Origin of the sequence: Bradyrhizobium sp. CCBAU 51753 (assembly GCF_015291565.1) — a bacterium.
Lineage (GTDB): Bacteria > Pseudomonadota > Alphaproteobacteria > Rhizobiales > Xanthobacteraceae > Bradyrhizobium > Bradyrhizobium ivorense.
The window spans coordinates 1,941,362-1,963,044 of record NZ_CP030037.1; the positions used below are offsets into that span (position 1 = coordinate 1,941,362).

Genomic DNA, 21,683 nt, shown 5'->3' on the forward strand with positions numbered 1-21,683 from the left:
TCCATCGAGCGTCGGACACCGACGGAGCGTCGTTTCCTGACCGAGGCCGACTCGGATATGCGCCAAGCATTTCCGCACATAATCCGCGTTCGAAAAGTGAGGCAGCGTTGATCGAAAGTCCGCTCTTGGGCCTAAAGCCGTAGTCAGGAGCCTTTGATCTGCTCGTCGCGCTTGAGCTGCTGTTGGTCGTATTGGGCTTTCACGGCGGGATCGTCATTGCGTCCATACACCGTGTCGGCATCGCCGATTCCACCATCCAGGCCTTTGGCGCCCACCGACTGGACGGCCGAGCAGGTCGCCACTGTGGTCGCCAATTATTTCCTGATGCTCGAGCGGGAGCTGGCCGGCGAGAAAATCAGGCTATTCGGATTGCGGTCTGGAGCAGGTCCAATTCTTCGTTCAATCCGCGGCCGAAGCATCCGGACGCCTATGAGCTGGTCGCGGTCCAGGGATCGATTGTCGTCAGACCGGCAGCATTGAACGCACTCGTGTCGCGCGAAGCCACGGCGAACCCGTGTGCGGCGGCGATCGCGGCGATGTAACCATCGGGCGTGGGGAAGCCTTTTCCGGCCGCGCGCGCCTGAACAGCGAGTTCGGCATAGCGCCGCGCCGCGGCGGTATCGAAGGGCAGGATGCGGGCCGTGAAAAGGTCCAGCACGCCGTCGAGCGCAACTGCCAGCCTGTCCTTGCGCCTGCCGCGCGGTAGCGCGCCGATACCGAACAAAAGTTCGGCGACGGTAACGCTGGAAAGAAACACCGTCTCGGCCGCTTGGGCGTCGAGCCAGTGGCGGACCGATGGATGCGGTTCGGGCTTCATCGCCCCGGAGACCATTAGGTATCAAGCAGGATCACTCGAGGTGCATCGGCTCAGCGGGACGCACGTCGCGCCCATGTTCAAGTGCCTCGACATCGGCATTGGTGAGGCCAATTTTGCGGCTCATCTCCGAAAGGGCGGCGCCGAGCCGCAGCCGGCCCTGGGGACGCACAGCGTCCTCCAGAATGGCGCGCATTTCCGCTTCCGTGCTGCGATTGTGCTGCGCAGCACGGACTTTCAGGGCGCGATGCGCCTCCTCAGAGAGGTTGCGGATGGGTGACAGCGGCCATGATAGGGCCCTCCGGAGATTGATTGCGATGCCAACATCCCCACACCGTAATCCGGATAGCCGAAAATCAACATGGCAGATCTGTACCGGCGGCTATCGCCGGAGGTGGGGCGATCCGAAAAGGCGATCGAAATAGAAGCTCCGCAACGTGTCGGCCGTCCTGGAGGAGCCCGGGATCGCCCGGATCCCCGAGGCTGCTCCCGACCAACTACCAGGATTCCCTGGTGGGGCGTTGAGCCCCATTAGGGCAGCATCCGAAGTGATCGACCGGTGTCGGTGAAGCCGCCTTTCACGTCGGCTGGAGGGCCGGTTCTCCTGCTCGAAGTTCTCTTTGATCGTTGTAAGGTCGGCTCATTAAAGTAGCGCAGATATTGCCTAGTGCGCAGGCCATCGGCGGTCTTCCAAAGCGGACTTTAATCGCATCGAACCAAACGAATAGGTCAACGATGGCCTGCCCTTGCTCGGTCAGGCTCGCCGAGGCTGCTGAGAGACGCCAATAGCGCGCCAAGCATCACGCTCACATTGTTCTGAGTTCTTGTGTTTGCAGATCGTGCGGCCAATCGGGTCTCCAAACAATGATGCGCTTGAGCAGCAATTGCACATCCGGATGGTCGAGTCGGTAGGCTAGGCGATTTCGAAGAGTGTTCCACGCTTCGACGGCTGCCCAAACATCAAGCCCTTCAATACTGCTTTGCTTAAGTTCATCAGTATGAAACGCTGCGCGCGCCATGCAGCAATTGATAAAAGCCTAGGTTTGCCTTTGTGATGTACTGTGGATTTGGGAGCCGCTCCGAGATCGACATGGAGGCGGAGCTATTCGACCCGCACCCACGGCCGCGCGACATTGTCCCCTGACGTGCCAAACGTATTCGCTTTCGCATGAGCTCTCGGTCAATTGACGCTGCTTGAGAGCTGAGCGGGTACCGGAGAGTCTTGGGCGTCAAAGTATTCTTCGAGCTCACCAACCGCTCTCTGCTCCCATTCGTCGGCCTGTGTCAGCAATGAGATTCGTTGGACTGGGCGGAATGCTGCAGCTTGACGGCACAGCGAAGCTATTGCGCGGTAGCGACGCACGTTTTCCAGAATTGCCGATCCTGTCATGTTTGATTTTTCCCATTCAGCTTCGAGACGCGAGCATGAGGCGGATCGATTTTCGATTGGTTAGCGGCCGGCTCGGAAAGCATCTATGGTTGGCAAATCCTTGCGATTTGAAACCTCTCTGCCCCCTCAACACGGGACGTGTGATTTCAACCGAAGAATTTTGGCCATGGGCATGGTTGGGTTCTGGATAGGGGCAACTTTTGGTACGTGCCCGAAATAGCCTCACTTGCCATCCGCCGCCAGAACGAACGTAGACAGGTTGGAGAAGATCAGCGACGAACGGTATCGGAAGTGATGCGTCGGTGCTATAGAGTGCGCTTCAAAACATCTGCAGGTGCAGCGCATGGCGATCGTATTCATCCGGCAGTACGGATGGTCTCGGCGGCGCAGTCGCTTCTCGATCAGGGACATCGATTGGGCTGCACGCGCGATCGGCAGGTCGCGCCGCAGCCCGCGGAGAACTCACGTTGCGCTCCGAACGAGTTCTGGTCGGGGACCCTGCAGAGCGGCGCCGAGACGAAAGGCATGGCGAACCAAGTGAAGGCGATCGGGCGCATGGATGCGATCATCCATAACGCCGGCGTCTATACATGGCGGAGTCGTGGTTCGACTCCGGAAGGCCATGCTGGAGCGCTGGCGATCAATAACTCTTGCACCCAGCTTGCTGACGGCACCGATCGAGCGCCCCGCTAGATTGGTTTGTCTCAGAAGCGGCGGGGAAGGCTCGTTGGAATGACCTCGATTGGACAAAAGGTCTTGAGATTCGGCCAGGGCCTAAGCCGAGAGCGAGCTGCACCTCGTCGCCCTTGCGTCCGCGCTGGCACGACGCTGACCAAGCGTCCTAGGCAACGCGGTCGATCCAGCTGGGCGCGCAAGAAGACGGGTGGCGCGGGCGCCCCGGTAGATGTCGAAATGGGTCAGCAAACGCAATCCTGGCTGTCCGTGAGCGACGATCCAGCCGCGTTAGTTAGCGGTCGCTACTGGCACCGCCTGCAGCAGCAGGAGCCGGCCAATGAGGCGACCGATGCGAGCTTTCAGGATGAGATCATCGATAAATTGGACAGGACGACCGGAGTTAAACTAACGAGATAGGTAACCAACGTGGATCTGCTACGAGGCAAAACCGCCCGCGGCGGACCGATGCACTTTAAGAAATACGAAAAAGTTCCTTGATTTTGGCGTATCGCCGACGCCGTCGAAGACGTCCTCGACGGCCGTTTTCACTGGACGGCGGGAGCCATGGAAGTCCATGCGGACGCGGGGCCCCCGCGCTGGTCGAGATAGCTTTAGGCCATTGGGGAACCCTGTCGATCAAGAAGATATGTTTGCGGATCATTCTATCATTCTATGATACGTAAACAGATCTAAACCTTGACGAGATTGGCGGTAAATGATACTTTAGCGTACCTTTTGAAATGAAAAAGATACGTAAACGGATCATGGAGCGGAACTCAGAAGCAACCCAGCAGCTGGGACGTTTCCTCCGGGATGCAAGAAAGCAAGCGGGCCTAACTCAAGAGCAGGTGGCCGAACGCGCGGGCCTTTCCCGGCCGCGCTACCGCGATATTGAGCAGGGCAACGCCGCTGCGCGGGCGACTACGCTGATTAACGTCGCGCGCGCTCTCGGCATGGAGCTGATGCTGATCCCACAGGCCATGGTACCCGGCGTCAATGCACTCCTTCGGCCCTCCGAAGACGAGGACCGACCAGCGTTCACCACCGATATGGATGATGATGAGCACTCGGGTCCGCGCCCCTAATACCGTTCAGTCGCTGGATGTGTTCCTTCAAGACCTCAAGGTCGGAACGCTCGTGCGTACGCCAGGCGATTTCAACGCCTTCAGTCTTGATCCGGCCTATCGAGCCATGGCGCGGCCCGCGATATTGAGCCTCTCGTTCCGCTCCGCCGATGGCGGCCTTCGCAAGGATCCGAAGCCCGCAGCACACGTGCTGCCCGCGTTCTTCGCGAATCTGTTGCCCGAGGACAAGCTTCGCGAGGCGATGGAAAAGCACCACGCGGGAGCAGTCAGGCAAGGAAACGATTTCGACCTCCTGGCGGCGCTTGGCGAAGATTTGCCGGGTGCAGTGCGCGTCGTGCCGAGCGACGGCAGCACCACGATAGCCGTTCAAGACAATCCACGTGAGATCAAAGCGCGCTTCTCCTTGGCGGGAGTTCAGATGAAGCTCTCCGTGATGAAAAATGCGGGCAAGGCTGGCGGACTGAGCTTGCCCATCGGCGACGAGCAAGGTCAGTACATCGCAAAATTCCCCTCGACCAATCTTGTCGGATTGTCGGAAAACGAGTTCGCCGTTTTGGCGCTGTCCGAAATCCTCGGAATGGATGTGCCGGAACGCGAGCTTGTCGAAAAATCCGATTTCGAGGGAATTCCCGAAGAATTCAATACAGTGTCGACCGGCAAGGTCTTGCTGGTGAAGCGTTTCGACCGTGGACCCAAAGGTACCCGAATTCACATCGAAGACTTCGCTCAGATCTTTGGCCGGCAGCCATTCCAAAAATACGACAACGCATCATACCACGACATCGCCTCTGCGCTGAACGTGGCGGTTTCGACCGACGCCGCACTCGAATTCGTTCGCCGACTGGCACTTGCCGCCCTCGTCGGCAACGGCGACATGCACTTGAAGAATTGGTCCACAATATACCCAGGCGATGGTTGCACTCCGGCCATCGCCCCCGTGTACGACGTTCTATCGACCACAGCCTATTTTCCGAAAGACGATATGGCTCTCTCTTTGGGAGGAGAGAAATCCTTCAAAGCGCTTACTCTGGACCGCTGGCGAAAGTTCGCCAATCGCGCGCGGCTCCCCGAACCGGCGGTGATCTCGGCCGTCGAGGAGGTCGTATCGTTGGTCAACGACCATTGGTGGCAGCTCCCAGAGCGGGATGTCCTGCCGGCCGCTGTTCTCAGTAAGATCGATGCCAAAATCGAGGAGATGAGCCCGGTTTTAGATCCCAGCCATGTTCCGAAGCCTTCCCTGGCTAACCCCTAAGCTTGGTGCTGCCCGGCTTTGGATTCGCGGTAGCGCTGATTTCGCTTCTGAACCTCAAGGTATTTCGCGTAGGCCTGGCAGTATGTCTTGAAATAAACAGCCTCGATTTTTCGATTGTCGTGCAGGCATGGCCCTATATGGTCAGGATTGCTATTCTCGCTTTCCTTGACGGCAGCCGCTTTCCTGGTTGGGATGTTTCTTGGAACGCTCTTCGCCCTCCTGTAGCACTTTGAGCTCCGCATTCTGAGCAAGCTCGTGCGTTGCTACGTCGCCCTGATGCGATCGATTCCGCTCATTCTTGTCCTGTTTTGGTTCTTCTTCCTGGTGCCCATCGTTCTAGGGCACCTCTCAGGCAATGGCCGTCCGATTCCGGTCGGTGCCACCTATACGGCGTTCATCACGTTCGGCTTGTTCGAAGCCGCCTACTATTCCGAAATCATCCGCATCGGCTTGCGCGCAGTGAACAAAGGCCAATTCGAGGCTTGCCAGGCTCTCGCCCTGTCGACATTAGACACATATCATCATGTCGTCCTTCCGCAGGTATTTCGGGTCGCCAGCCCGATCGTACATGAGCCAGACCATTATTCTCTTTCAGGATACGTCCCTCGTTTACGTTCTATCGCTCACTGATCTTCTTGGTGCAGCTTCGAAGCTTGCGCAACTCAATGGTCGTCGAGATGTACCTCGCTGTGGCCGTTGTTTATCCCATCATAAGCTCCGCCGCTCCCAATTCGCCGCCTTGCTCCGCAAGAAATCCGCAATCGCGGGCGCCCACCGATAGTCAATCGATTATCTGATGACCCGTTGTTCCTGGGGGCTACAAGCTGGAGATCGGTATGCAACAAGAGCGCAGAGTTAGCCTCTCCGACCAGGCGTCGATGGTTGTCGTCGAGCATCTCGTCAAGCGGTTCGGCAGCTTCAATGCCTTGAGCGACATCAACCTCAACGTCGCAAAAGCCGGCAACGGCGACGTGGCGCCCCGGCCAGCAGGGCGGCAACGGCCAAGCGCCGAGTATGTCATTGGCGGCCGAGCAGCATCACCTACAGCTGGACTCCAGCACCAGGCACGCGCTCGAGCTCCCGGGCATACGCTTTCTTTCGGCGCGACTGCCGGCTCCATCCGCCAGTTCGACGACAACTGCGAGCCCAGGCCGACATCATCCATATCTCTTACAGCTTGATGGCGCCGATTGGAGCACGCGCCGGTAACATTCTTCTCAGGCGGGCCGCGCTCATCATTGGCCCGGCCGCAGCTAGGACATTGCCGACGATGGCGCTGCCGATCAATGCTGATGAGGTCACGCCCGATTACGGATCACAGATCGTCCTTGATCAATTGCCGCCACTTACCTCCGTACCGCGCCTCAAACTTGTAGTCATTTCGGGCGAGTCCAACGACTCCCGCCGTGACGCGAGCGGGAAACGATATCTGGGCCGGATCACGCTTCGGGAATCGAGGGGCGTGTTGTCCTGCGACGATGGCAGCGATATTCTTCGCTGCGTGCATGGTAGCGACCAAATCGATTGGATGAATGAGAGGGAATGAGGATAGACGTGAGCACGCCGCATTGGCGTCCGGCCAGCACGAGCGACATTACTGCGATCATCGCGATCGCAGAGCGCATCCATCCCGATCTTTTTGAGCGGCCTGACGTGTTTGCGGAGAAGATGCGGCTTTGTCCCGACGGCTGCCGCGTGCTCGTCGGGGACGAAGGGATAGTCGGCTACGGCCTTGCCCACCCTTGGAAGCAGCATCAGATCCCGCCGCTCGATTGCTTCCTAGCAAGCTTGCCCGACGATGCGGACTGCCTTTACGTGCACGACGTGGCCGTGTTGCCCTTCGCCCGCGGTGGTGCAGCGGCCGCCTATATCCGGACGCTCGAGCAACTCGCACGCTCGTCGGGGGCAGTTCTAGCCTTGGTCTCGGTCTATGCCACGCGGCCGCTATGGGAACAGTTCGGCTTTCGGTCCGTCACGACGGATGCGGAATTGCGCGCAAAGCTAGCATGCTACGGCGAAGCTGCGACCTATATGCTCCGGGATCTCGCTGCAGCGCCGTCTCCTCGCCCTCCCACGCCAAATGACGACATCAGGATCAGCTGATCAGGCACAGACCTAATCGTGCTTGCGAGCAATCGCTTTGCGGACGGATTGTTCGAGTCTTTGAGGGTGGAAGATTTGTTCCTGTATTATGGCAGATCTTACGTTGTAAGCGTGCTGAAAAATCAGCCGCAACGCGTACGTGGGCCACAAGGTAGAGTTGAATAACTTCGACCGGTGGCTCCAGGAAACCGACAGGATCACCGATAAGCAACGCGTTCTCTACGTTCAGGCGATCGCTGCTCTTGTTTTTTGACGATCAGTTTCAGCCTGAAGCGGTCGACAAACCATAAGACGAACTTCGTCGAAGTCCCCCCAACGATTCCAATCCAACTCTTCAAGTGCTCGGCATTGGGCAAAGAGATTAGTGTCCGGAAACAGATGTAGAGTCTTCGAAGTCATTATTGGTGTCCGGGTAAGGCAGGTGCCCCTTAATTTCAATTGGGGCTACTTGGCGTTCGCGGGGCCGGTGTACAGCTGCGGAAACCATCGATCGACAACGGTAAGTGGGAAGCCCAGTCGCACGGGTGCCCGCGAGGTCGGGGGGACAAGGAAGCCTTTTTTGATGAGCGTCGGATCCGGATTCAGCTTCAGGAATCTATCGTCTAGCTTGATGCCGAAGCCGTCGGGCGTCTTGCCGTCGGGAAAGTTCTCGGCCGCATGCGCCATCCAACCCAGCGAGATGTCGGAGCGGCGGGCTTCGTTTTCCGGATAGCTACCGCCGACATCGGAGTGGTTTCCGGCGAACCACACCTGCTGCAGCCAATCCGGATGCTTGAAATATCGCGCAAAGGGGTGCCCCGCACATTCAGCGCGAGAGCGGGCCTTTGTCGGCACTTGCTGCGCCTGTCGGCATTGAGACTCAATGCCAGAAACCTGACACTACGCGGCCGCTACGGAGTGCTTGCTGCGCCTGCGAATTCACTTCGGCACGCGATTTGCTCTGTTCACGCATCATCACCAATCGCAGTGCGATGGTCTTCGGGACGGACACGGCGCTGGCGCTGGTCAAGCTGGAGCTCAAGGCGGTGTTCGGTTCGATCTTCCAGCGCTTTCCCGCGCTCCGCCTGACCGTGGCGCCCGAAGAACTGAAGTTGCGCAAGGAGATCATCCTGGCGGGTTCGAGGAGTTCCCGGTGCCCTGGTGATGTGGTGGACGCCGCCGGGGATCGCGATCTTCTCCGCAATTTGCCGGCGCGCATGGCGCGCGCCGGTCAGATCAGCCAGCCAACAGGTAACCAGGATGGACGTGCAAGAAACCACGGCAGCATACGGGGACGCCTTCGCTGAACTAGCGTCGCCAGCGTGCATCCACGACCCGTATCCGTTCATGCGCTGGTTGCGCGAGCACGATCCCGTGCATCGCGCGGCGTCGGGCCTCTTTCTGTTGAGCCGCCACGCCGACATCTACTGGGCGCTCAAGGCCACGGGCGATGCGTTCCGGGGACCGGCGCCGGACGAACTGGCGCGCTATTTCCCGCGTGCGGCGAGAAGCCTGTCGCTCAGTCTGCTGGCCTCCACGCTAGCGATGAAGGACGCATCGACGCATACGCGTCTGCGCCGGCTGATCTCGCGCGATTTCACCATGCGCCAGATCGACGACCTGCGGCCGGGCATCGCGCGCATCGTCGCCGCGCGCCTGGACGGCATGGCGCCCGCGCTGGAGCGCGGGCAGGCCGTGGACCTGCATCGGGAATTCGCGCTGGCGTTGCCCATGCAGGTCTTCGCCGAACTGTTTGGCATGCCCCAGGACGACATGTTGGGGCTCGCCCCCGGCATCGGCTCCATTCTGGAAGGCCTGAGCCCGCGCGCCAGCGATCCCCAGCTCGCCGCGGCGGACGCGGCCAGTGCCAGAGTGAAGGCCTACTTCGGCTGCCTCATACAGCGCAAGCGCACCGATCCCCGGCACGACATCGTGTCGATGCTGGTCGGCGCACATGACGATGATGCTGACACGCTGTCGGATGCCGAGTTGATCAGCATGTTGTGGGGCATGCTGCTGGGCGGCTTCGCCACCACTGCTGCGACCATCGACCATGCGGTCCTGGCGATGCTGGCGTATCCCCAACAGCGGCACTGGCTGCAGGGAGACGCCGTGGGGGTGAAGGCATTCGTCGAAGAAGTCCTGCGCTGCGACGCGCCCGCGATGTTCAGCTCCATTCCGCGTATCGCCCAGCGCGACATCGAACTGGGCGGCGTGGTGATCCCGAAGAACGCGGACGTGCGCGTGCTGATCGCGTCCGGCAATCGCGACCCGGACGCCTTCGCCGATCCCGATCGCTTCGATCCCGCGCGGTTCTACGGCACCAGTCCAGGCATGTCGACCGACGGGAAGATCATGCTGAGCTTCGGCCACGGCATTCACTTCTGCCTCGGTGCGCAACTGGCCCGGGTGCAGTTGGCCGAGAGCCTGCCGCGGATCCAGACCCGCTTCCCCACGCTGGCATTGGCCGAGCAGCCGACGCGGGAGCCCTCCGCGTTCCTTCGGACGTTCCGCGCGCTGCCGGTGCGGCTGCATGCGCAGGGGAGCTGAGATGCGCGTCGTGGTCGACCAGGATCTGTGTGGAACCAGCGGGCAGTGCGTGCTGACGCTGCCGGGCACCTTTCGACAGCGCGAACCGGACGGCGTGGCCGAAGTGTGCGTGGCGACGGTCCCGCAGGCGCTGCACGCCGCCGTGAGGCTCGCGGCGAGCCAGTGCCCGGTCGCCGCCATTCGGGTCATCGAAAGCGACGCTGGCGATGGCGAGCGCGCCAGCGCCGACCCTGCGCCTTCTCCAGCGGAGGGCCGAGCGGCATGCCGCGAGAGACCAACGCCATCCAGGAGGACACGATGAGACGGTTTGAAAACAAGGTGGCCGTGGTGACCGGCGCCGGCGCAGGCATCGGCAAGGCATGCGCCCTCGCTATCGCGCGCGAGGGAGGCAGAGTGGTGGTCGCCGACATTGATGGCTCGGCGGCCATCGCCTGCACCGCGCAAATTGCATCCGAAGCGGACCGCGCGCTCGCCTCGGCCACAGACATCGCCGATGCGCACGCGGTGGCAGCGCTGTTCGAAACGGCGGAGCGGCACTTCGGTGGGGTCGACCTGCTGGTGAACAACGCGAGCGCCATGCATCTGACTCCGCGCGACCGCGCGATCCTCGACCTGGACCTGGCGGTCTGGGATCAGACAATGGCGACCAATCTGCGCGGCACGTTGCTCTGCTGCCGGCAGGCCATCCCACGGATGATCGCCCGCGGTGGTGGCGCGATCGTCAACATGTCATCGTGCCAGGGGCTTAGCGGTGATACCGCGCAGACGTCCTACGCCGCGTCGAAGGCGGCGATGAACATGCTGTCCGCCTCGCTTGCCACCCAGTACGGTCATGCGCAGATCCGCTGCAACGCGGTTGCGCCGGGTCTCATCATGACCGATCGTCTCCTCGGCAAGCTGGACGAGTGCGCGCAACGGCATCTGCGCCGGCACCAGCTCCTGCCGCGCGTCGGCCGGCCCGACGACGTGGCCGCGCTGGTGGCGTTCCTGCTCTCCGACGATGCTGCGTTCATCACCGGCCAGGTCGTGTGCATCGACGGCGGCATGCTGGCGCATGTGCCGACGTACGCCGACGGTGGCAACAGCCGCGCCGCGCGGCCTTCCGGCGAGACCGCCGAAGCGGACGCGCCGCCGCGCCGCTGATGGACATGCTGCTCAACCCGCTGAACCGTCGGCATCGGCTGCGGCACGACATCCCGGTCGTGCCCGGCGCTTTCCCCTTGGTCGGGCATCTTCCCGCCGTCGTCTGCGACCTGCCGCGCCTGCTGCGGCGCGCGGAACGGACGTTGGGCAGCCACTTCTGGCTGGATTTCGGCCCTGCCGGACACCTGATGACCAGTCTGGATCCGGATGCTATCGCACTGCTGCGGCACAAGGACGTGTCCTCGGCGCTGATCGAAGACATCGCGCCCGAATTGTTTGGCGGAACATTGGTCGCCCAGGACGGCATCGCACACCGGCAGGCGCGCGATGCGATCCAGGCGGCGCTTCTGCCCAAGGGGCTGACCCAGGCCGGCATCGGCGAGCTGTTCGCGCCCGTCATCCGGGCGCGCGTGCAGAGATGGCGCGACCGCGGCGACGTGACCATCCTGCGCGAAACCGGCGATCTGATGCTCAAGCTCATCTTCAGTCTCATGGGAATCCCCGCGCAGGACCTGCCGGCATGGCGTCGCAAGTACCGCCAACTGCTGCAGTTGATCGTCGCGCCCCCGGTCGACCTGCCCGGACTGCCCTTGCGGCGCGGCCGCGCCGCCCGCGACTGGATCGATGCGCGGTTGCGCGAGTTCGTCCGCGCCGCGCGCGAACATGCCTCGCGCACCGGGTTGATCAACGACATGGTGAGCGCCTTCGATCGCAGCGACGATGCGCTTTCCGACGACGTCCTGGTCGCCAATATCCGCTTGCTGCTGCTTGGTGGTCATGACACCACCGCCTCGACGATGGCTTGGATGGTGATCGAGCTGGCGCGGCAGCCTCTCCTGTGGGACGCCCTGGTCGAGGAGGCGCAACGCGTGGGGGCGGTGCCGACCCGGCACGCGGACCTGGCGCAGTGTCCGGTCGCCGAGGCGCTGTTCCGCGAGACGCTGCGCGTGCATCCGGCGACGCCGCTCCTCGTGCGTCGCGCACTGCGTGACTTGCGACTCGGCCAACGGCGCATTCCCGCGGGCACCGATCTGTGCATCCCGCTGCTGCATTTCTCGACCTCGGCGCTGCTGCACGAGGCGCCTGATCAGTTTCGGCTGGCGCGGTGGCTGCAACGCACCGAGCCGATCCGGCCGGTGGACATGCTGCAGTTTGGTACCGGCCCACACGTCTGCATGGGCTACCACCTGGCATGGCTGGAACTGGTGCAGTTCAGTATCGCCTTGGCGCTGACCATGCACGAGGCCGGGGTGCGGCCGCGGTTGCTGAGCGGCGTCGAAAAAGGCCGGCGCTATTACCCGACCGCACATCCGTCCATGACGATCCGCATCGGATTCTCATGAGCTGCATCGCTTGCCCCTGTGGCGAGACAGCGGCGCCGGCGACGTGCAGCATTGCTGCACTCGGCGCGCGCGCTCGGTGCGACGCCGATAACACCCTGGCGGCTCGCCGCTCACCGTGGCGGTCTCCTGTCAAGGACAAGAACATGAACAACATGCAGACCGGATCCACGCCACAGGACGACAGAACTAGTGATTCCGCGCCCGGCGCATCGGGCACGCAGGCGCGCGGCGCATCCGGCACGCTGCTGCCCGAGATCTGGATGCAGGACGGCGCAAAGCGGGTCGAACAGGTGCTGGCGCGCCTTCTCTTTGTCGAATATGACGGTGAGACCGAGCTGATGGCGGCGATGCGCTACGCCACCTTGCATGGCGGGAAGCGCACCCGTGCCTTGCTCTGTCTGGCTGCCGGCGCACTGTCCGACACGCCGGCGCACATGCTCGACGACGTCGGCGCCGCCATCGAGATGATGCACGCCTGTACCTTGGTCCACGACGATCTGCCCGCGATGGACGACGACGTACTTCGCCGCGGCCTTCCGACCGTGCATGTCAAGTTCGGCGAAGCTACTGCGATCCTGGTCGGCGATGCGCTGCAGGCGCACGCCTTCCTAACCCTGGCGAGCCTGGATGCGCCGGGCGACAACCGTATCGCGCTCGTGCGCGAACTGGCGCAGGCGGTGTCCGCCGAGGGTGCCGCAGGCGGGCAGGCCATGGATCTGTCGCTGGTTGGAAAGCACGTCGAGCTGGACAGGATCGTGGCGATGCACCGGATGAAGAGCGGAGCGCTAGTGCGCGCGTCCGTTCGCATGGGCGCGCTATGCGCGGTCGCCGATGATGCCGCGCACGCTGCGCTGTACTGTGCGCTCGATCACTACAGCGCCTGTTTCGGCCTGGCGCTGCAGGTCATCGACGACATTCTCGACGTGACAGCGGATACCGCAACGCTGGGCAAGACCCCCGGCAAGGACGTGGCGGCGCAGAAGCCGACCTGCGCGTCGATCATGGGGCTGCAGGCCGCACGCCAGTTCGCGCTGGATCTGTTGCGCGATGCCCAGGAGGCTATCGCGCCGCTGGGGCCGCGTACGGAACGGTTGGCGCAAATCCTACAGCGGGCCAACGCGTATCTGTTCAAGCACGCGCCATCCGCATGAGCGCGCCCGTCCGCATGGAGTCGCCCCTGTGGCGCTGCGATCGGCCGGCGGCAGCGGTGCATGCTGCACTGTGTCCCGAGTCCGCGCCGCTGATCGGAGCGGTTGCCCAGCATTGCCGCGGCGCACGTGGCGCGCTGCGCGCAAGCCTATGCGGCCGTCCGGCGCTGCTCAGGCACCGGGCCGCGAGGGGCCTGCGGCGACGTGCGCGGCGTCTGCCCGATCCTGGTTCTCCTCAATCCTTTACAGAAGGAACATCCCGCGTGAATGCGCTGTCCGAACAGATCCTTTCCGAATTGCGCCACCTGCTGAGTCAGATGAGCGATGGCGGCAGCGTCGGTCCGTCTGTCTACGACACGGCGCGAGCTCTCCAGTTCCACGGCAACGTCAACAGTCGGCAGGACGCATACGCGTGGCTCATCGCGCAGCAACAGGCCGATGGCGGATGGGGAAGCACGGACTTCCCGCTGTTCCGCCATGCGCCTACATGGGCGGCGTTGCTGGCATTGCAGCGTGCCGATCCTCTTCGCGGCGCTGCAGACGCTGTCCGGGCTGCAACCCGGTTCCTCCAGCGCCACCCCGATCCTTACGCGCATGCGGTGCCGGAAGACGCGCCGATCGGCGCGGAGCTGATCCTGCCGAAGTTTTGCGGCGAGGCCGCATCCTTGCTGGGCGGCGTGGCGTTTCCGCGCCACCCGGCGCTGTTGCCGTTGCGGCAAGCGTGCATGGTCAAGCTGGGGGCGGTGGCGACGTTGCCGAGCGGCCATCCGTTGCTGCACTCCTGGGAAGCCTGGGGGACGTCGCCGACCACCGCATGCCCGGATGACGACGGCAGCATCGGCATCAGTCCGGCAGCCACCGCCGCGTGGCGTGCGCACGCCGTGACCCAGGGGAGCACGCCGCAGGTCGGGCGGGCCGACGCGTATCTGCAGGCGGCATCGCGGGCGACGCGCAGCGGCATCGAAGGTGTCGTTCCCAACGTCTGGCCGATCAATGTGTTCGAGCCGTGCTGGTCGCTGTACACCCTGCATCTGGCCGGGCTGTTCGCGCATCCCGCGTTCGGCGAGGCGGTGCGCGCGATCGTGGCGCAGCTCGAGGCCCGCCTGGGCATGCGCGGTCTGGGCCCGGCACTGCACTTCGCGGCCGATGCGGACGACACCGCCGTTGCGTTGTGCGTCCTGCGCCTTGCAGGCCGCGACCCCGCGGTCGATGCTTTGCGCCATTTCGAAAGCGGCGAGCTGTTCGTCACCTTCCCCGGCGAGCGCAATGCCTCAGTGTCGACCAACATCCATGCCCTGCATGCGTTGCGACTGTTGGGAAAGCCCGCCGCCGGCACCAGCGACTACGTCGAGGCCAATCGCAACCGGCATGGTCTATGGGATAACGAAAAATGGCATGTTTCGTGGCTGTATCCCACCGCGCATGCGGTCGCTGCGCTGGCGCAAGGCAAGCCCCAGTGGCGCGATGAGCGCGCGCTGGCGGCGCTGCTCCTGGCGCAGCGCGACGACGGCGGCTGGGGCGTGGGTCGCGCGTCCACGTTCGAGGAAACCGCCTATGCGCTGTTCGCGTTGCACGTGATGGACGGGAGCGAAGAGCCGACAGGGCGCCGGCGCATCGCTCAGGCGGTGGCGCGTGCGCTGGAGTGGATGCTCGCCCGCCATGCGGCGCATGCATTGCCGCAGACGCCGCTGTGGATCGGCAAGGAATTGTACTGCCCCACACGGGTCGTGCGCGTCGCCGAACTCGCCGGCTTGTGGCTGGCGCTTCGTTGGGGGCGGCGCGTCCCGGCCGAGGGAGAGGAAGCGACGCCATGATCCAGACCGAACGTGCGCTGCAGCAGGTGCTGGAGTGGGGGCGTTCCCTGACCGGATTCGCCGACGAGCATGCCGTGGAAGCGGTCAGGGGTGGCCAGTACATCCTGCAGAGCATCCATCTGAGCCTGCGCGACACCAGCGCCCGCACCGGCCGCGATCCGCAGGACGAAACGCTGATCGTGGCATTCTATCGCGAACTGGCGCTGCTGTTCTGGCTCGACGATTGCAACGATCTGGGCCTGATCGCGCCGGAGCAGCTCGCCGCGGTAGAGCAGGCGCTGGGGCAGGACGTGCCGTGCGCGCTCCCCGGATTCGAGGGCTGCGCTGTGCTGCGCGCTTCGCTGGCCGCGCTCGCTTACGATCGTCGCGACTATGCTCAGCTTCTCGACGATACCCGGTGCTACTGCGCGGCGCTGCGCGCCGGACACGCGAAAGCGGCAGGAGCGGAAAGCTGGTCTTACACCGAGTACTTGCACAACGGCATCGACTCGATCGCCTACGCGAACGTGCTCTGTTGCCTGTCGTTGCTGTGGGGGCTGGACATGGCGACCTTGCGCGCGCGTCCGGCGTTTCGCCAGGTCCTGCGGCTCATCTCCACGATAGGGCGCCTGCAGAACGACCTGCATGGACGCGACAAGGACAGGTCGGCCGGCGAGGCCTACAACGCGGCGATTCTCCTGCTGCAGCGCTATCCGGCTATGCCTGTGGTGGAGTTCCTCAACGACGAGCTGGCCGGCCATACGCGCATGCTGGACCGGGTGATGGCGAAAGAACGCTTTCCCGCGCCCTGGGAAGCGTTGATCGAGGCCATGGCGGCCATCCGCGCGCAGTACTACCAGACCTCGACCGGCCGCTACCGCAGCGACGCTGCGGGGGGAGGCTAAGCGTGCGCCGGCTTGAACGCGGGAGGCGGCAGCGTGCGCGCGCTTCCGTCGGTTCGATCCGACGCAACACCGTCGCCCGATGCGACGGATGTTCAGCGTGGACGCTACACGACACCGGAAACCATCGCCCGTTGGGCGATGATCCCGCCGTCAGCCTTCCGGCTATCGCCGGCTGACCGATCCGGCCCATGCCGGCGAACGTGGTGACCCGCACTCAGCTACACCACGCCACGGGGCACGATCATACAAGAAGGCTCAAGAACCCCCACAGAACCGTTCTTCGGGAGGTTCTTCATCGATTTCCGGCCATGGGGCAGCCTGCGTGTCCGCTGCAGCAAGTCGGCGGCTCCGCGTCAGGTTCTCGACAGATATCGCACATAAAACAGGGTTTCCCGAGGCGATCATAGCTGGCGATCGCTGCAAGAATACTGGAGCGCGCGGTCGGAGTGCTTGGACGCGGCATTTTGGGGCGTTCACGATAGTTTTCTGCTGGGTTCGATGCTGCCGAGTCGATTCCGTGGCAAATCACAACGACCTCAGGCTCCAAATTGGCCTATATTCCCAAAGTGAGAACGAATGAAGTTCGAATCCACCAACTGGGTGCGTCAACAGTCGGGCACCGCGGGCCCGCAAGAGAGCTCACCGGCTTCGTCCACAGATGCGGCGGCCTTTGAGCAGCAGCTGAGCGCGGTCGCTGTCCCGTCTGCTCCCGTGCCCATGCAGGTCCGCGCCCATCAAGCGGAGGCATCTGAGGCGCATGCCGGAAAGGATGAGGCGCTGCTGGGCGCCGCAGCGCTCCAGACCGCTCAGTCAAATTGGGTCTTGGTAGGTCGCAGCAAGGAGCCGCTTTATGCTAAGGATGCGCGCCTTATTTCCGGCCTTAAGCAGGCGCTCCTGGGAGCCGCCGAGAGCACCGCCACGAGCTACGTCGGTTATCTGCTCAGCTTGAGCCGCTGGCTCTTTGCAAACGACAAGCCGGGCATCGCTGATCGGCTTCATGACGAGTCGATGGACAAGGATGTCGAGGAGTTCATAACCAAAGGTGGGACGGCGAACGTCCGTTGGGCACTAGCTCATCTGCGGACCTCTCAATTGACGGGGGGAGTCGTACCGATCGCAGGCCGCCCTGATCTCACTCCTTATCCCGAGGACGGAACTCTCATCAAAGAATACAGACAGCAAGCAGTGGCGGCCGGAACTTCAAGTACCGCCAAAACGTATGCATCTATTCTCACGGATTTCAGCCACTACCTTCGTGCAAACAGCAAGCCTGGCATTGCTGCTCGGCTTCAGGCCGAGACACGGAACGAGGACGAACCGTTCAATGAAGAGATCGAGCGCTACAAGGACGCCGGGGGTAACAAAAGTATCGGCGCGGCACTTGATCATCTCCGTAATGGAGCGAGAAAACCCAACGGTCCGCCTTTTCATCCCGAAGACGCGCCCTTGATTTCCGGACTTCAAGAAGCACTCGTTAAGGCTGGGTACGAGGAGATCACCGCTAAGACGAATTATGTTCGTCCTCTTCGCAGATTCAGCCAGTGGCTCTTTGCAAAAAACGAGCCGGGAGTGGCTGCTCGGCTTAACGACGAATCGCTCAGCAGCGACGCTGCGATCTTCGATCAAGGTCGCAGGCACCTCGTTCTTACCGCACTAGATCGTCTCCGCGCCTCTCAGTCGCCGGGCGGAATCGCGTCAATCACTGCGCGGGCAGGGGGCATTGAGGCCGCGGCTAAGCAGGGCGGGTCGCAGCCCGCCTTCAGTTGGCCAGCGGCACTCGCTGAGGGGGATGATCGAGATTTATTCTTTGGGACGGTCGACGAAGCCGGTGCATCGTCGTGTCTTCATCCACCGCGGCATGGCCCGGCATTGAATCCTACAGAGTCCCCTAATCCCGTGAACTGGCGCCACCAGGACGACGAACTGACGGATGAACGTTACCGCAACATCCTCGTGCCAGGTGAGCAGATTCCCCTCATGCGGGCGAGCGGGCACCCATCTACGCCGCCTCCGCTCGGTCAAGGCGATGGAACGATGCTGAATGCTTCGGCGCTACCGCCCGGCCATGCAAAATTCGTTTTCGCAGGTAGCAACCTGGATCCTGTTTATTGCGAAGACGCCTCTCTTATTGAGCAGCTGAGGCCCGCACTCATCAAAGCTGGGGCCTCCGAGAGCACGGTCGGTCGCAATCTACGTGGTCTTCTCAGCTTGGGGCATTGGCTCGTGAAGAACAACAAGCTGGGCATTGCTTCCCGGCTTCACGACAAGTCGCTGGACAAGGATGCCCAGGAGTTCGCCGACAAGGAGGAGCAGGCCATCGCCACCCCACTGGATCATCTTCGAGCCTCTCAATCGCCAGGCGGCATCACGCCGTTTGCAAGCCGGGTTGAGCGGAATCCCTATCCCCAGGATGCGGATCTCATCAAAAGGTACAAGGAAGAAGCCCCCCCGAGCACCGCCAACACCGCCAGGAGCTATGCAACTCTTCTTCTCGATTTCAGTGATTACCTCCGTGAAAACCATAAGCCCGGCATTGCTGCTCGGCTTGGCCACGACTCGCTGGATGAAGATATCAGTCGGTATAAGGAGGCGGACCCCCATGGCCGCAGAAAAGCCGGAGCCGCACTGGCTCATCTCCTGAGGTCGCCGGCGGGTGCTAGAGCGATCGAACTCCTGCGTCATATTCGCCCCCTTCCTGATCTCGAAGATGCGGTTCGCGCCGAGACGAAGCCGACCCTCACCGCGACTCCGCAGCACAGCGGGTCGGACAGAGCTGTCAGCTGGCCGGACACTCTGCCTGCGAACCAGCAGGATCTGCTTTTGGAGACGATGGACGGACCCAGCTTCTCGCCGCCTTCGCAGGGCGAGGCGGTTGAGCGGCAGCTGATGCAGACCCCATCCCATCAACTGGCGACGTCACCATCGCAGAGGCAAGCTCCGGTGTCGTCGCCGGACGAGCTGATCGGCGAGCAGCTTCCGGCCGAAGACGCGGAGCTCTTGGCGAGATTTCGTGTAGACGCCGAGGGGCGCAAGCTCACCCCAGGGGCCATCAACAACAGTGTTTCCGGGCTTAGGACTTTTGTCCGCTGGGTCAACGCAAGTCATAGGGGCCCTGTAGCTTCTCGGCTGCGAGACGGTTCATCGCTCGATGAGGAAATAGCGAAGTACAGGAGCTTGGGCCGTGACCGCCAGAACCGCATTAGATCGGCTCTGGACGTTCTCAGGCGGCTGCTACGTGGGGGGGAAGACGTCGAAGCACCCGAACCCCGCGTTCTCGGTGCCCCCCGTCACCACGTTCCTCATCCAGAAGATGCGCCGCTCATCGAGGGCGCGCTGAGCCAAGCCCTGAAAGATCTTAAAACCCCGACTGCGAAGCTGAGGCAGTCTGCGCAACAGCGGGCGACACGTCTTCGTGCGCTGAGTGCGTGGCTTAGAGGGAATGGCAAAGGGCGCATTATTGGGCGACTAAACGGCTCCAGCAGGCAGCAGTTATCCCTCGACAATGACGTGGTAGCATTCCAACGGGCTGGAGGCAGGGTACACGGTCCCGATTTGTCTCATCTTCGCAGCTACTTGAAACTCATCGAGGCGAACCAAGAGCTGGGGCTGCCAGGCCCTGAGCAGCCGAGCTCGCCGGCCGCGCAGGGCGATCGGTTTTCCGGCTCTTCGCAGGATCTTCCCTCGACGCCGGCCAGCCTAAGCGCTGGAGCTTGGGTTCGGTTGAGTGAACAGCTGCAAGAACCAGGATCACCGTCCAGGCCCGCGTCAAATGCTAAGGGCAGGCTTGAGCCATCTGTTGATTTGAATGCGCCACCGCCGTCCGAGTTGCGCCACGATGCTCACTTTGCGCCAGCCGATCCTGCCAGGGCTCGGTCGGAAACCTACGCTGGTCTTGAGCCATTTGTTGATCTGAATGCGCCAACGCCGTCCGAGTTGCGGGACGATGCTCACTTTGCGCCAGCTGATCCTGCCGGCGCTCGCTCGGACACCTACGCTGGTCTTGAGCCATTTGTTGATCTGAATGCGCCAACGCCGTCCGAGTTGCGGGACGATGCTCACTTTGCGCCAGCTGATCCTGCCGGCGCTCGCTCGGACACCTACGCTGGTCTTGAGCCATTTGTTGATCTGAATGCGCCAACGCCGTCCGAGTTGCGGGACGATGCTCACTTTGCGCCAGCCGATCGTGCCAGGGCTCGCTCGGACACCTACGCTGGTCTTGAGCCATTTGTTGATCTGAATGCGCCAACGCCGTCCGAGTTGCGGGACGATGCTCACTTTGCGCCAGCCGATCGTGCCAGGGCTCGCTCGGACACCTACGCTGGTCTTGAGCCATTTGTTGATCTGAATGCGCCAACGCCGTCCGAGTTGCGGGACGATGCTCACTTTGCGCCAGCCGATCCTGCCAGGGCTCGCTCGGACACCTACGCTGGTCTTGAGCCATTTGTTGATCTGAATGCGCCAACGCCGTCCGAGTTGCGGGACGATGCTCACTTTGCGCCAGCCGATCCTGCCAGGGCTCGCTCAGACACCTACGCTGGGTCTGTATCATTTGTTGGTCGGGATGCGCCTAGACCGCAGGTGATTGATCTAAATTCGCCCACGCTGCAGGAGCTGCGTGATGATGCTCGTTATGCGCCTTTCCCGCGCACATCCGCCGATGCTCAGATCGGGGCTATGGATCCGACCGCCTCCTCCTACGGCCGCAGTAGACTAGGTGGTGTGGACACTTACCGCAGCCAGAGAATGATGGCTGCGAGGGTGACGACCGCCCGATAATTTCGAGCGGTCTTTTCGAAGCGGGTTGCGACGCGGCGGAATTGCTTGAGCTTTGAGAAGCAGCATTCGACGAGGTGGCGCTGGGCATAGAGATACTTGTCGAGCGGATGCTTGAGCGCTCGTGACGGGTTGTTGGGGATGACGGCGAGCGCGCCCTTGGCAGCGATGGCTTGGCGCAAGTGATCGGCGTCATAGGCCGTGTCGCCCATGACCACCTCGGCAGGCAACCCCTCGATCAATTCGGCAGCTTGCGGTGCATCGCCCTTCTGACCCGCGGTGATGGTGAACCGTACGGGACATCCCAAGCCGCGAACGGCCATATGTATCTTGGTGCTCAGACCGCCGCGCGAACGGCCAATCGCCTGATCTTCAGACCCCCTTTTTTGGCCCCGGCAGCATGCTGATGGGCTCGGACGATGGTGGAATCGACAATCAGATATTCGAAGTCCGGATCGTCGGACATCGCCTCGAAGATGCGGCACCAGACCCCTTTGGCGCTCCATCGACTGAAGCGCCGGAACACACTGTTCCAGTCTCCGAACGCCTCCGGAAGATCACGCCAGGGAGCGCCCGTACGCACAATCCAAAGCACACCCTCCACGAACATCCGATTGTCGCGGCCGGTCGAGCCCTTCTGGTCAGGCCGCCCTATGATCAGCGGCGCCATCCGCTCCCACGCCGCGTCGCTCAACACCAGCCGATCCATCACACCCAAGACTGCCTCCCC

The 21,683-nt window shown here is 62.5% G+C and carries 17 protein-coding genes and 6 pseudogenes; 16 read left to right on the forward strand and 7 right to left on the reverse strand.

All coding sequences use genetic code 11. From position 1 onward, the window contains the following. Positions 1-143: 143 nt before the first annotated feature. The 5 genes and pseudogenes from XH93_RS08930 to XH93_RS42080 form a co-directional block, all read right to left on the reverse strand. Complete coding sequence (locus tag XH93_RS08930; RefSeq protein WP_194473203.1) at positions 144-314, reverse strand: hypothetical protein; 171 nt, start codon at positions 312-314, stop codon at positions 144-146. A gap of 113 nt (positions 315-427) precedes the next feature. Continuing rightward, a pseudogene (locus XH93_RS08935) lies at positions 428-852 on the reverse strand (type II toxin-antitoxin system VapC family toxin). After that, a complete protein-coding gene (locus tag XH93_RS08940; protein WP_371815102.1) occupies positions 849-1,127 on the reverse strand; it encodes a plasmid stabilization protein in 279 nt (92 codons plus the stop codon). Before XH93_RS08940 ends, XH93_RS08935 begins: the two are co-directional and overlap by 4 nt. Before the next feature lie 493 nt (positions 1,128-1,620). Beyond that, on the reverse strand, positions 1,621-1,833 hold the full coding sequence (locus tag XH93_RS08945; protein WP_194473204.1) for a hypothetical protein: 213 nt from the start codon (positions 1,831-1,833) through the stop codon (positions 1,621-1,623). Between the two features lie 161 nt (positions 1,834-1,994). Beyond that, complete coding sequence (locus tag XH93_RS42080; protein WP_080583586.1) at positions 1,995-2,204, reverse strand: hypothetical protein; 210 nt, start codon at positions 2,202-2,204, stop codon at positions 1,995-1,997. A 312-nt stretch (positions 2,205-2,516) separates the two neighbouring features. Between XH93_RS42080 and XH93_RS42915 the strand changes: the two genes are divergently transcribed. From XH93_RS42915 to XH93_RS08980, 7 genes and pseudogenes are all read left to right on the forward strand, one after another. Continuing rightward, a complete protein-coding gene (locus XH93_RS42915) occupies positions 2,517-2,897 on the forward strand; it encodes a hypothetical protein (protein WP_371814948.1) in 381 nt (126 codons plus the stop codon). Between the two features lie 746 nt (positions 2,898-3,643). Next, on the forward strand, positions 3,644-3,964 hold the full coding sequence (locus XH93_RS08955) for a helix-turn-helix domain-containing protein (RefSeq protein ID WP_194475061.1): 321 nt from the start codon (positions 3,644-3,646) through the stop codon (positions 3,962-3,964). Then, on the forward strand, positions 3,939-5,216 hold the full coding sequence (locus tag XH93_RS08960; RefSeq protein WP_194473205.1) for a type II toxin-antitoxin system HipA family toxin: 1,278 nt from the start codon (positions 3,939-3,941) through the stop codon (positions 5,214-5,216). Before XH93_RS08955 ends, XH93_RS08960 begins: the two co-directional genes overlap by 26 nt. 92 nt (positions 5,217-5,308) lie before the next feature. After that, positions 5,309-5,997 (forward strand): annotated as a pseudogene (locus tag XH93_RS08965) (amino acid ABC transporter permease). A gap of 55 nt (positions 5,998-6,052) precedes the next feature. Beyond that, positions 6,053-6,397: a hypothetical protein gene (locus XH93_RS08970; RefSeq protein WP_194473206.1), complete on the forward strand. Its 345-nt coding sequence runs from the start codon at positions 6,053-6,055 to the stop codon at positions 6,395-6,397. 89 nt (positions 6,398-6,486) lie between these two features. Continuing rightward, a complete protein-coding gene (locus XH93_RS08975) occupies positions 6,487-6,762 on the forward strand; it encodes a hypothetical protein (protein ID WP_194473207.1) in 276 nt (91 codons plus the stop codon). Between the two features lie 8 nt (positions 6,763-6,770). Further along, a complete protein-coding gene (locus XH93_RS08980; protein ID WP_194473208.1) occupies positions 6,771-7,319 on the forward strand; it encodes a GNAT family N-acetyltransferase in 549 nt (182 codons plus the stop codon). Positions 7,320-7,937: 618 nt separating this feature from the next. Here the strand turns inward: XH93_RS08980 and XH93_RS42090 are convergent. After that, positions 7,938-8,087: pseudogene (locus XH93_RS42090) on the reverse strand (phospholipase effector Tle1 domain-containing protein); the annotation flags it as partial. Positions 8,088-8,320: 233 nt separating this feature from the next. On the opposite strand from XH93_RS42090, the pseudogene XH93_RS08995 reads away from it, so the two are divergent. The 9 genes and pseudogenes from XH93_RS08995 to XH93_RS42095 all read left to right on the forward strand — a co-directional run. Continuing rightward, positions 8,321-8,463, forward strand: a pseudogene (locus XH93_RS08995) (cytochrome); the annotation flags it as partial. Positions 8,464-8,558: 95 nt separating this feature from the next. Beyond that, the gene (locus XH93_RS09000) at positions 8,559-9,848 is read left to right on the forward strand and encodes a cytochrome P450 (protein WP_194473209.1); all 1,290 of its coding nucleotides are present in this window, start codon (positions 8,559-8,561) and stop codon (positions 9,846-9,848) included. Position 9,849: 1 nt separating this feature from the next. After that, positions 9,850-10,159, forward strand: a pseudogene (locus XH93_RS09005) (ferredoxin). Continuing rightward, a complete protein-coding gene (locus XH93_RS09010) occupies positions 10,146-10,991 on the forward strand; it encodes an SDR family oxidoreductase (RefSeq protein ID WP_194473210.1) in 846 nt (281 codons plus the stop codon). Before XH93_RS09005 ends, XH93_RS09010 begins: the two are co-directional and overlap by 14 nt. Beyond that, positions 10,991-12,334, forward strand: coding sequence for a cytochrome P450 (locus tag XH93_RS09015; RefSeq protein WP_194473211.1), 1,344 nt, complete (start codon positions 10,991-10,993; stop codon positions 12,332-12,334). Before XH93_RS09010 ends, XH93_RS09015 begins: the two co-directional genes overlap by 1 nt. Before the next feature lie 152 nt (positions 12,335-12,486). Then, positions 12,487-13,485 (forward strand): polyprenyl synthetase family protein, encoded by a 999-nt coding sequence (locus XH93_RS09020; RefSeq protein WP_194475062.1) that lies wholly within the window; start codon positions 12,487-12,489, stop codon positions 13,483-13,485. A 260-nt stretch (positions 13,486-13,745) separates the two neighbouring features. Then, entirely contained in the window at positions 13,746-15,296 is a 1,551-nt protein-coding gene (locus XH93_RS09025) for a hypothetical protein (RefSeq protein ID WP_194473212.1), read from the forward strand. After that, a pseudogene (locus XH93_RS09030) lies at positions 15,293-16,196 on the forward strand (hypothetical protein). Before XH93_RS09025 ends, XH93_RS09030 begins: the two are co-directional and overlap by 4 nt. 560 nt (positions 16,197-16,756) lie before the next feature. After that, complete coding sequence (locus XH93_RS42095) at positions 16,757-20,956, forward strand: hypothetical protein (RefSeq protein WP_246799535.1); 4,200 nt, start codon at positions 16,757-16,759, stop codon at positions 20,954-20,956. Here XH93_RS42095 and XH93_RS09040 read toward each other — a convergent pair. Further along, positions 20,908-21,671 (reverse strand): IS5 family transposase gene (locus XH93_RS09040; RefSeq protein WP_139860511.1). Its coding sequence is split into 2 segments (ribosomal slippage): positions 20,908-21,333 and positions 21,336-21,671, totalling 762 coding nucleotides; the frame shifts between segments, so codons are not numbered across the junction. The two genes, XH93_RS42095 and XH93_RS09040, sit on opposite strands and share 49 nt — an antisense overlap. Positions 21,672-21,683 lie beyond the last annotated feature (12 nt).